At 66.8% G+C, this 11,085-nt stretch carries 2 protein-coding genes and 3 pseudogenes; 2 read left to right on the top strand and 3 right to left on the bottom strand.

Annotated features, from left to right (window positions below):
- Window positions 1–305 precede the first annotated feature (305 nt).
- A pseudogene (locus G6039_RS00830) lies at window positions 306–506 on the top strand (transposase); the annotation flags it as partial.
- Between the two features lie 46 nt (window positions 507–552).
- On the opposite strand, the pseudogene G6039_RS00825 reads toward G6039_RS00830, so the two are convergent.
- Window positions 553–1,371: pseudogene (locus G6039_RS00825) on the bottom strand (IS5 family transposase).
- 324 nt (window positions 1,372–1,695) lie between these two features.
- On the opposite strand from G6039_RS00825, the pseudogene G6039_RS00820 reads away from it, so the two are divergent.
- Window positions 1,696–2,975 (top strand): annotated as a pseudogene (locus G6039_RS00820) (ISL3 family transposase).
- Window positions 2,976–3,260: 285 nt separating this feature from the next.
- Here G6039_RS00820 and pglX read toward each other — a convergent pair.
- Together pglX and pglW are read right to left on the bottom strand one after the other, a co-directional pair.
- On the bottom strand, window positions 3,261–6,830 hold the full coding sequence (gene pglX / locus G6039_RS00815; protein ID WP_029543708.1) for a BREX-2 system adenine-specific DNA-methyltransferase PglX: 3,570 nt from the start codon (window positions 6,828–6,830) through the stop codon (window positions 3,261–3,263).
- Window positions 6,830–11,038 (bottom strand): BREX system serine/threonine kinase PglW, encoded by a 4,209-nt coding sequence (pglW, locus tag G6039_RS00810; RefSeq protein ID WP_029543705.1) that lies wholly within the window; start codon window positions 11,036–11,038, stop codon window positions 6,830–6,832. Before pglW ends, pglX begins: the two co-directional genes overlap by 1 nt.
- Window positions 11,039–11,085 lie beyond the last annotated feature (47 nt).

The raw sequence follows: 11,085 nt of genomic DNA, 5'->3' as shown, positions 1-11,085 counted from the left end.
TCCCGCACCGACAAGCCCGCCGACAGTGTCGCCGAGGAGACCGGGGAGGTGACACCGGCCTTGACTGCCTGACCCACTCCCGAGGAATCACGCGACGACGTCGTACACCACCTCCAGGGACTTGACCAGGCTCCGGATCCCGACGACGGTGAAGTCTGGGCCACCAGGTGCGCCGTCGACCCATTGCCTTCACTGACCGCTTCAGGATGAGTTCGGCGTGGTAGACGGCGTTCGAGGACGGTTTCGGGCACCGTCTCGGTAGTGTCTGTTGATCTTGTTCCTGAGGACTACGGGAGCGAGTAGCGCCGCTACTCCCGCCCAGGCCTGAACGTCGGTACCGGTTCCCGGGTCGGAAGCCGGTCGACGATCGTGTCGCGTTGGCAGGCATCATGTTCGTCCTGCGCACCAACATCGCCTGGCGTGATGTCCCGGCGGAGAAGATCGGATGTAGCGGCGTCTGGAGTTTCGAGGCGGTGCGGGCTTCCTCTTCGAATCGGACCCTATAGCCCTCGTCGTCTGCCCAGTCCGCAAACAGCACCTTCAGGGGATGTCTCATTTGGGGAGCTTCTTCCAGGACGTCAGCGCGGCGGCGAGTTGGAGGAAACCGGCGAAGTGCTCGCCGTGACGTTCGTAGCGAATCGTCAGCCGGCGGTAGCCGGTCAGCCACGCCAGGGTGCGTTCGATCTTCCACCGGTACCGGCCGAGGCGTTCGCTGCTCTCGACGCCGCGGCGCGCGATGCGTGGGACGATACGTCGGGCGCGCAGCCACCGGCGATGGACGGGGTAGTCGTAGCCCTTGTCCGCGCGCAACCGGCCGGGTCGCCGGCGCCGCGGCCCGCGGCGCGAGCGCACCGCCGGGATCGCGGTCACCATCGGTTGCAGCATGACGCTGTCGTGGGTGTTCGCCGAGTTCACCGCGGTCACGAGCGGGATGCCGTCGGCGTCGGAGAGGATGTGGATCTTCGAGCCGTTTCTTGCCGCGATCGACCGGACTGGGGCCGGTCAGAGAGCCCCCCTTTTTGCCCGGACGTGGGCTGCGTCCAGGATCGCCGCGGACCAGTCCAGGTCCCCGCCGGCGCCGAGCCGGTCGAGGACCTGGCGGTGCAGCTCGTCGAACACCCCGGCCCGGGCCCACGCGGCGAAGCGGCGGTGCGCGGTCGGGACGCTGACCCCGAACGACGGTGGCAGGTGCCGCCACGCGCAACCGCTGGTGAGCACATAGACGATGGCAGTGAACACCGCCCGATCGTCCAGCGCCGCCCGCCCACCACCCTGGGGCCGCGCCCGGAATCCGGGCAGCAACGGTTCGACGATCTCCCACAACGCATCCGGCACCAACCGGGAAGACAACGCATCGACCACGACCGTCATCATGCCGCACACACGATCTAATCCATAAGAGACACGCTCTCAGCGCCACCTCGCGATCAGTGGCGGTGTCGAAGGCTCTCCAGACCTGGCCCATTCCTCCACGGCCGAGCAACGCGCGCAAGCGGTAAGGTCCGAAATTGGCTCTTCCGGAAATGGAGTGCACCTGAAGGCGAGGCGAGGTATTCGGTGCCGTCGGTGTCGGTGAGGTGAGACGGGCCCCAGGTGGCAGATGATGAAGGTTCCTACACCGAATCGTCATCCACACCCGGGACCCCCATGTCCGAGCCTACTTGCCTGCCCGCCTCGATCGTCGCCGACACGATCATGCGCACGATCGAAACCGGCGTGACGATCACCGACGCCGCCCTCGACGACCAGGTCACCGTGGTGTTCTGCGATCTGCTGGTCGACGGACCCGGCCGGTGCCCGCGCTGCAGCCAGGCAGGGACGTACCGGGACACGATCGTGCGCACGGTGACGGATCTGCCGGTGGCCGGCCATCCGCTCCAGTTGCGGGTGCGGGTTCCTGGCTACCGGTGTGTCTCCGCCTCGTGTGAGCGGGAGGTGTTCCGGCACAACACCGATCGTCTGGCTCGTCCCGGTTGGTCGACCACCCGACGTTGCGCCCGGCACATCCTGCGGCGGTTGATGTTCGACCGCACTTCGGTTGCCGCGATCGCCAGAGAACTGGGTCTGTCGTGGGACACGGTCAATGCGATTGCGGTCGAGGCCACCACGACGTTGATCACCACTGACACCTCCCTTCTGGAGTCGGTGCGGGTGATCGGGGTCGACGAGCACCGATGGGCGCACACCCGCCGGGCGGCCAGCGACGGGTATGTCACCGTGATCGTGGACCTGACACCGGTGTTCGACGGCACCGGACCGGCCCGTCTGCTCGATCTAGTGGCGGGCCGGTCGTCGGCGGTGCTGAGCACCTGGCTCGAGCACCGGGGTGCTGCGTTCCGCAGGAGGATCGAGGTCGTGGCGATGGACGGGTTCGGCGGCTACAAGCACGCCGCGACCAGCCACGTTCCCGATGCGGTGACAGTGATGAATCCGTTCCACGTCGTCGCCCTGGCTGGCACCAAGCTGGATCTGTGCCGTCAGCGCGTCCAGCAGCACACCCGCGGACACCAGGGCCGTTCGGGGGATCCGCTCTACGGGGTTCGTCGCACCGCCCGCACCCGGCAGGAGTTGCTCTCAGGCCCGCAACGTCGCCGTCTCGAGGCGGTGTTCGCCGAGGATCGGCATCTGCCGTTCGCGGTGACGCGTGGCGGGTCGACCAGGACGTCATCGATGCCTACGCCAATACCGACCGTCGTCGTGGCAGGACGAAACTGACCCAGGTGATCGACACGATTCGCACCGGCGTACCCGACGGTCTCGACGAACTCGCCCAGCTCGGGCGAACCTTGCACCGGCGCCAGGCCGATGTGCTGGCCTACTTCGAGTTCCGGGCCTCGAACAGACCCACCGAGGCGATCAACGGCCGGCTCGAGGCATTGCGTCGGCACGCCCTCGGGTTCCGCAACCTACTCCACTACCGGATCCAGTCACTGCTGCACTGCGGCAATCTCCCCCGCGCGATCGACGCACTCTAATTCCGGAAGAGCCCTGAAACTCTCACCCAGGCCGAATACTCTAGAGTCCGATACTCACTGGTCTGCTTGACATCGCGGTCGGCCTATCGTGGCCAGGTTCCGATTCCCCACATTGCCGATGGATGTGCAGCAACGCGTTCGCGGTGACTGGGTGGCACCGTCTGCGAAGGGTCACGTGCCGTTGGGATCGGCGACGTGGCCGGGACGACAACGTACCGCCCCGGCCATGTCCCTACCGTTGCTGCGGCGCGCGATGCATAGACGCGCGAAGGAGGGACGACACCTTCAGCTCGAGACGTCCTCCTTCGTGGACTTCTTGGCGGTGCGCCGTCCACGGGTGGGCGTCGGGGGCCGCCACGCGGCAAGATCGTCGGTGGTGACGCCCAGGTCGGCACTGTGGGAGCGCAGCACTTCCTCGATGGTGTCGGCGACGGATTCGCCGTACTCGGGGTCGATTTCGCCGTGCCACTGCCGCACCCACGGCAACAACTCGGCCAGACCGGCCAGCATCGGAATCAGCTTGTCAGGGCTCTCCTGATCCCACCCATCGACGGTGACACGCTCATCGACGAGACCCGCCAGGGCCAGAGCCTGTTCGGCGTGGTCCCAACCTGCCCAGCCCAGGAGCATCGTCGGGTCGGTGTCACGATTCGCATTGGGATACGAAATGAAGCGTTCCTTCGGAACGTCGAGTTTGCCGCGCCGCGACCAGTACGAACTCTTCACGAAATCGGCGGGCTTGTACTTGGGCGGAACCGGAATCGGGCCATCCAGCTTCTCCCCCGCATCCTCGCGACGCTGCAAGTCCCACGTGTGCTCCCAGGCTTCGCGTTTGATAAGGCCCGACGGCTTGTAACGCAGCGCGGCGAGGTAGGGCACACCCTCCTCATCAAGAAGCTTCGCGAGCGCGGTGCCGGTGGATACCTCGGTATTGCCGGCCCACAGCCGGAGCGCACTTCGGAAGTTCTCGTCGCGGTCCAGCTTGTCTGCAAGTTGCGCGACGCTGCGCGGGGTCGGATGCCCATCCTCGAACCACAGGTCGCGATTCTCGAGACGGTCGAGTAGCCAATCGCGCAGGGCTTCGGTGACGCGCTTGTCCCACGGTTCACTCGCCCAGCGCCGCTTGTATTCGGGCTTCTCCAGCAATCGAATGTGAGGATTCGACGCGATGATGCCGAGCCGGCGCTGAATCAGGTCGCGGTAGTCAGCCGGAAGGTGCGGCGGAATCTCGGTGATGGGCGTGGATCGGTGACGGTTGAACCAATCGGTCCAACTTCCCTTAGAAATCCCTTGCGCGAGAAGAATTTCGAAGGCCCTCTCCCCTAACTTGATTCCCTGGATGTCACCTTGATACGTGAGGTCCTCGTCAATGAGTCCGTAGAGCTGGTAGCACTCCCAATCGAGTTCCTCTTGGTGCGCGATCATCAACGCGAGGGCATGCTCAACATCGACACGAGCAGCTTTCATTGCCCCGCCAGTCGGGACCATGCGCCCAGCAACTGCACGCGGCGAAGAGGCCGTGACATCCTGTGCGAGTTGATCGATCTTGCGAGCCCGCGCAAGTGGGTAGGCCCTCGGCAACGGGAAATCCTTAAGATTCGTCCCGTTCAGCTGATAGAAACCTTCCCACTGTTCGGTGCGCGACTCCTGATTCACACCACCGATGCCCTTGGCGTGGCACTTTTGCTTCAGCCAGAAGCACGCCACCGAACTGTTCAGCACGCCGAGCAGACGTAGGTGGTCGTCCTCGGTCGCGCCCTCCGGCAGCTTGATCACCGGTGCGGTTTGCTTGAACACCTTGCCACCGCGGTCCAGTACGAAGTGGTTGTGGGTGGCTACTTCGGCGAAGGTGATCAGTTGGTCAGCAACCGAGAAGTCCTTGTGCAGATGGCCGTATTCGGTCCACACCTGCCCCCGTTGGTCTTTTGTCTTGCCGAACCACAAATAGTTCCGAACCGAGGTCCTGAACGGCCACAACTCAGCCGGTGCCTGATGATCATCGGCGACAGCGTATACACCGTCAACCAGTTCATAAGGCCAGTAGCGGTAATACCCCGAGGTAATCGAGAAGTCCCGCACGACATCACCGTCGACAAATACACGCTTCGGCAACTGCGTCCGGGGCGGAAGTTCGTACGGCTCTTCCTCACCTACAACCGCATACACGCCGATTGCTGCGCTATCGCCCAGTCGGGCTACCGAGCCTGCATCAAGGGCCTGACTCAGTTCCGGCGCACCGCCACCTGCAAGGCTCCAGGGATGCTCTCGCAGCATCGCCCGGTCCAACTCTGCAACGCTGATCCACCCATTGTCGAAGCCCGGCTCATCCACATGCTTAACGATCGCCGACCACACAATACCGTTCGACGGCTCATCCGGCCGTCCCGGCTCACCCCGCACGCCCAGTACAGCACGAACCGTATCCCCCAGCGGCGCACGATTGCGACCCACCAGAATCACCGTCGGCGTGCCGTGTCCGGGAATATAGGCTCCCGAGGAGTCAATGACCCGATTGAGGTCACGGTTCGCGAGGAACTCCTCGATGAGCTTGGACCCGAACTCACGCTTCATGAACGAGTTCGAAGTGATTTGCCCGACCCATCCAGCCTTGCCGCCAGAACCGTTCTTCGCGAGGTCGAAAAACAATTCCATGAACGGCACAGTCAACGCGTACTTACCGTGGCACGTGGGGTAAAGCTCTCGGTAAGTCTTGTTGAGCGCCTTGTCTTTGACCTGGATGTAGGGCGGATTCCCCACTACCACATCGTGTTCCCGCTGCAGGATCGCCTTCAACGCGTCCGCGTTTTCCGTCGCGTATGCCATCTGCTCGGTGCCAGTCGACCACAGGTCGTCGCTGATTGCCTGCTGCCGCGCTCCCCATAGCAGCGAATCACCCGCAGCGAGGTTCAACTCGATGTCGATCATTTTCTCGATCGACTTGTCCCCGCTCGCATCCAACGCCGCAACCATCAGCCGGAAGCGCGCGATCGCCACCGCAAACGGGTTGACGTCCACCCCATACACCGAACTGAGGGCTTTCTGCACCAGCACGCGCGGGCCCAGACCTGGCGCTTCACGCTGCCACCTGTCGAGCAGCCGGTGGAACGCACCGAGCAGGAAGTGACCCGACCCGCAGGTCGGGTCGATCACCGTGAACCCCTCAAGCGGCCGTTCGGCGAGCGCCGGTTCGAGGGTCTGGTCGAGGATGAACTCCTCCACGAACTCCGGGGTCTGCAGCAGCGCGTATGTCTTCTTCGCGAATTCCGACAGATCCTGATAGACGTCGCCGAGGAAGCGGGTGTCCACGCCGACGAAGCTCCACAACGGCTCCCCGGAAGCATCTTTGTCCCACCAGAATTCGAGCAGCGTCCGCGCCGCGTCACCCGACGGTGCGACCTGGTGCAGCGGCGAGTAGTCGTCGACCAGACCACGGGTGGCTTCCATCTTCCCGAAATGCGCGATGATCGTCTCGAGCCACTCGCGGTCGGTGTGCTCCGGGAACTCGGTGAAATAGGCGCGGCGGGCGTCGAGGGCCTGCTGGCGCGCATCGGCGTTCGGGCCGCAGATCCACGCCTTCGACACCAACGCATGATCCTCGCAGTACCGGGCGAACACCGTCAGCAGCACCCACGCCACCGCGGCCTGCGTCACGCGTTCGTCGCGCCACGCCTGCCACGACGCTGCCGTGCGCTGCGCCGTCAGCGCGGCCGTGTGCTCGGCGCGCCACCGCTCCCCCACACCCGCCTGCCGGGCATCGACATCCGCGCCGTCGACACGCGCACGCAGATCGTCCTCGAGGACCGTGACCTGCTTACGCAGCGCCTTCACCAACTCGGTCGCGGAAAAGTCCGCCATCACACCCTCTCGCTCTCCACTGCCTCGGTCTTCCCAACCGAGTACGTCACAAACTGCCCACCCGGCGAACCCAACTGAATCGGCTCACCATCGACCACCGCCCCACGCTGCCCCCGCATCTGCGGCAACACCACCCACACCGGCCGCCGACGCGGGGCCGACAGGTCGGCGAGTCGCGCCACGAGATCGAGGTAGCCGTAGCGGGCCAGCGGCGACAACTCGGTGAGGACCAGCGGCGCCGCCGGCACGCCGTCGTCGAACACCTGCCCCTCGATGCGGGCACACACCCGCGGCATCACCTGGTCGAGCACCGCACGCAGGCCCCGCGCATCCCGGCTACCGGCCTCCGCGGCGTCGGCGCTGCGGATCAGGTCCCACGACACACCCTTCTCGGCGGCGAACGCGCGCATCGCCTCGACGATCTCCCCGGTCACATCCACCATGTCACCGTCGTGGGTTGCGGCCAGGTCCGCCGCGACCTTCTGATGGTCGCCGGGACGGTGCACCGTCACACCGAATGCGAGGAAGCCGTTCTCCCGCAGCGACGTCGCGACGAGCGATCCGCGCACCGAGCCACCGCCGACGGATGCGCCCGCGGTGTCGCCGGCGGGGCCGGTGTAGGTGGCGGTGCGGGTGTTCAGGCTGGTTTCGCTGGCGGGCGTGGCCTGCTCGTAGCGGTAGCCGGTGCCGTCCCACGTCAACCCGAGGCCTGCACGCTCGATGTGCCCGTCGAGGGCCGGACGGCCGGGCAGACGGTCGAGTTCCGGGAAACGAGCCGCCACACGAGCCCGCACCTCGGTGGGCGAGAGCGCCTCGGTCTGCGCGAGACCGGCGAGCGCGACGCGCAGCGCGTCGGACGGACCGAGATTGCGGCGATGCAGTTCACCCCGCCCGGACACGGCGGCGTACTTGGAGATGGCTGCGGCCAGGCGGATCAAGCGTGCATCCGACGGAAGCGGCACCTGGGCATCCGGTCCCGCGGCGCCCTTGTAGGCGCGGGTGAAGGCCGCACGCAGGTCACGAGCGGCGGTGCTGACCCGCACCACCTCCGATGCGGGCGTCGAGACCATCAGATCGTCGGCGCGATGCCCGGCCGCTTCGGCACCGGCGAGCAGCAACTCGTCCTCGGCGATGAGAGCAAGACGCCCGGCGTGACGACGCCGCACCCAACGGCGGGTGCCCTCCGCGGTCTCGTGTTCGGTGAGCCGGTCGAGGGCGACACGCAGCAGACCCGCGGCAGCGCGTTCGGCGAGGCGCGGCGCCACGGCATCGGACGGCAACACAGGCGGTTGCGGCAGTCGCCCGCGGATCTCGGCGGTGAGGGTGGCCACGGCCACCACCCCGCCGGAGTCGCGCAGCACCTGTTCGGCGACGGCGATCAGTTCGTCGAGCAGTTCACGGGTGGCCGGGTTCTCGGCCCAGTCGGCCTGCAGTTCCTTCAGGAGCTGATGGCCGCGCGGGCTGGTCTTCTTCAGCGCGGAGGCCAGTTCGTTGCCGGACGCGAACGCATCGAGCGCGCCGGTGGTGCCGAGCAGCAGTTCCGCGGCCTGGCGTCGGGTGCTGGTGCGGCCCGTCGCGACTGCGGACAGCAGCAGCGTCACCGCCTCGTCGAGCCCGAGCAACCCCTGCGTGCTCGGTGGCTTCGTGGCGGACCGGCCGAGTTCCTTGACCCAGGCGCGGTGCCGGTCGCGGATCTCGGTGCGGGTGGCCTTCGCTTCCTTCGCGACGAGCCGGTTGAGGCGGGTGGAGTCGAGCACCACCAGTTCCCCTACCGTGGTTACCTGCGCGGCCGCGAGCGCCGACACCGCGCGGGCACTCAACCCGGCCGCGGCGAGAGCCGTTCCGGCCTCGATCTTCTGGACCGGTGCGGGGGCAGCATCGAGGTCGGTGAACGCTCGGCGCCACGCGCGCAGCATGTCTTCGGCCGTGTCGGGGCGTGCGGCGGCGTCGCGGGACAGCGCCGAGGTGAAGAACGCGGTGAGCGCCGCGGCGACCGGCGTCTCGAACATGGCCGGGTCGACGGTGATGTCGTCGTCGACGGTGGCCGGGTTCGCTTGCGGGTCGGGCCCGTACTGCGGGGCGGTGCCGGTGGCCATCTCGAACAGCACCACCGCGGCGCCGTACCGTTCGGCGGCGGTGTCGTACTGGCGGCGACCGCCGGTACCGAGGAACGGATCCAGATACGGCGGGGTACCGGCCTCGATGTTGCGCGGGTCGACCCCGGCCATCGAGAAGTCGAACAGCCTCAGGTGCGTATCGGCACGTGAACTCGATTGGTGCACACCGAGATTGGACGGCTTGAGGTCGCGGTGGGTGACGCCGGCGCGTTCGAGAGCGATCAACGCCTGCAGCAGGTCGGTGCCCCACCGTTCGAGGAGATCGATCGACAGCCGGCCACCCTTGGCAGCCAACTCCTCGGCGAGGGTGGTGCGACCGGCGTCATGCACCACCAGCGCGGCACGCCCACCGACGTGCTCCTCGGAGGCGAGCTGGACGATGCGCGGATCGTCGAGCTTGGCGAGTACCTGCGCTTCGGCATGGAGACGGGCGGCGGCCTCGTCGTCGCGGGCGACTTTGAGCACCCGTTCGTGGTCGCCGGCCTTGCGGTCGACGACGAGGATGCCCACCGCGGTGGAGCCGGCGCCGAGGCGGCGCTTGTAGACGAAGCGGCCGTCGCCGAGTTCGTCACCGGGCTTGGCCTCGAGCGGGTCGGTTTCGCCTTCCGCGCGGAACAGCTCGCCACGAACCTGTTCGAGGCGGTCGAGGAACTCGGCGACGGTGGCGATGCGCTCCGCCGGGCTGGGATCAGTGGCGTCGAGGACGAGTTGCCGCAGCACCGACGGCACCTGCGGCAGTTCCACGGCCAGGTCGAGGCCGCCGTCGCGGCGCAGCCGGTCGAGCAGTTCACCGCGTTCGGTGGCCGGAGAGACTCCACCGCTGAGCAGATAGAAGGCCAGCGCGCCGAGCCCGAAGACATCCATGCGGGCCGGGTCGGCGGGGCTGGCGCCTTCCGGGGCGGCGAACAGGCGGGCCTGGTCGCTCAGCGCCCCCGCCATGAGACTCAGTGGGCCGGCGGACAGGCGGGTGACGCCGGTCTCGGCGTTGGCGGGCAGCACCCCGGCGGTGTCCCAGTCCGTGACCTGCGGTTGCGGACCGGCGGCGCGGTCGCGCACGACGACCGCGCGCGGATTCAGGGTGCGGTGCACCACCCGATGCCGGTGCGCGTAGTGCACGATCTCGGCGATCTGAGCGATGAGTTCGAGCTGCTGCTCGAGCGTGAGCGCGGTCCGGTGGTCGGCGAGCCACAGGTCCAACCGCAGTTCGTCCTTGGACTGCAGGAACACCAGGCCGATGCCGAGTTCCTTGTCCTTGACGACGTCGACGGGCACCTGCAGGCCGTCGTGCTTGAGCCGCGACAGCAACTTGTATTCGTGTTCGACGCCGCGCGCCCGGGCATGTTCCTCCGCGGAGGTGGCGCCGGGTTTGGGCAGGTAGAAGCGGATGCGCGCTTCCCGTTCCATGTCGACGTGGTGGAAGGCCGGCCAGTCCTGCCAGCCCTCGCCGTCGCCGAAGGGCTGTTCGTCGATCACCCACGAGCCGAGTTCCCGCTGCCGACGGGGTGCGAGTCCGATCGCGGTCATTAGATCGCGGATCAGCAGGGATTTCTCCTCGCTGACCGGCTCGTGCTTGGACGGCGCGAGCAGGCGCTCGCCGATGCCGGGCAGGCCGCTGCGGCGTTCGTTGCCGTCGAGGCCGTACAGGTTGATCGCGGAGCTGGCCGGCAGGGCGCACCGGAGGTCGGGGTGGTGCAGGAACACCAACTCCTGCACGAACGGGATGACGCCCTTGAGGTTCTTCTGCCCGGTCTTCTCGGCCAAGCGGTCCTTGAGCAGCGACGAGAAGTACTGGGCCTTCTTGCGGGTGAGCAGCAGCGGCGAATCCTCGGACCGGTAGCCGCCACGGCTCCACACGTGGTCGTTGCCGCGCAGCGTGCCGCTGTAGTACTTCAGTTCGATCAGGTAGAGGGTGTCGCGGCTCAGAACGAGCAGATCCACCTCGTGCCAGCGACCGCGGTTGTCGCGGAACTCGAAGTTGGACCAAGCGCGGAACGGCGGGGCATCCGGCAACAGGCTCTTGACGAAGTCGAGGCCGAGCTTCTCATGCTCGAACTGCGAGGGACTGATCTCGACCCAACGGTCACTCTGCACCTGGTCCCGCACCTCTCGATCTCATCCGTCACCCATGTATAGAGAGT

The organism is Rhodococcus aetherivorans (assembly GCF_011058165.1).
Lineage (GTDB): Bacteria > Actinomycetota > Actinomycetes > Mycobacteriales > Mycobacteriaceae > Rhodococcus > Rhodococcus aetherivorans.
Note: the sequence above shows the minus strand (reverse complement) of the source record. Positions and strands in the feature narration are given on the sequence as shown.

Bases quoted from the DNA above. Each gene is read 5' to 3' on its own strand.
- pglX (WP_029543708.1), bottom strand. From the start codon at position 6,830: ATGGCGGACTTTTCCGCGACCGAGTTGGTGAAGGCGCTGCGTAAGCAG.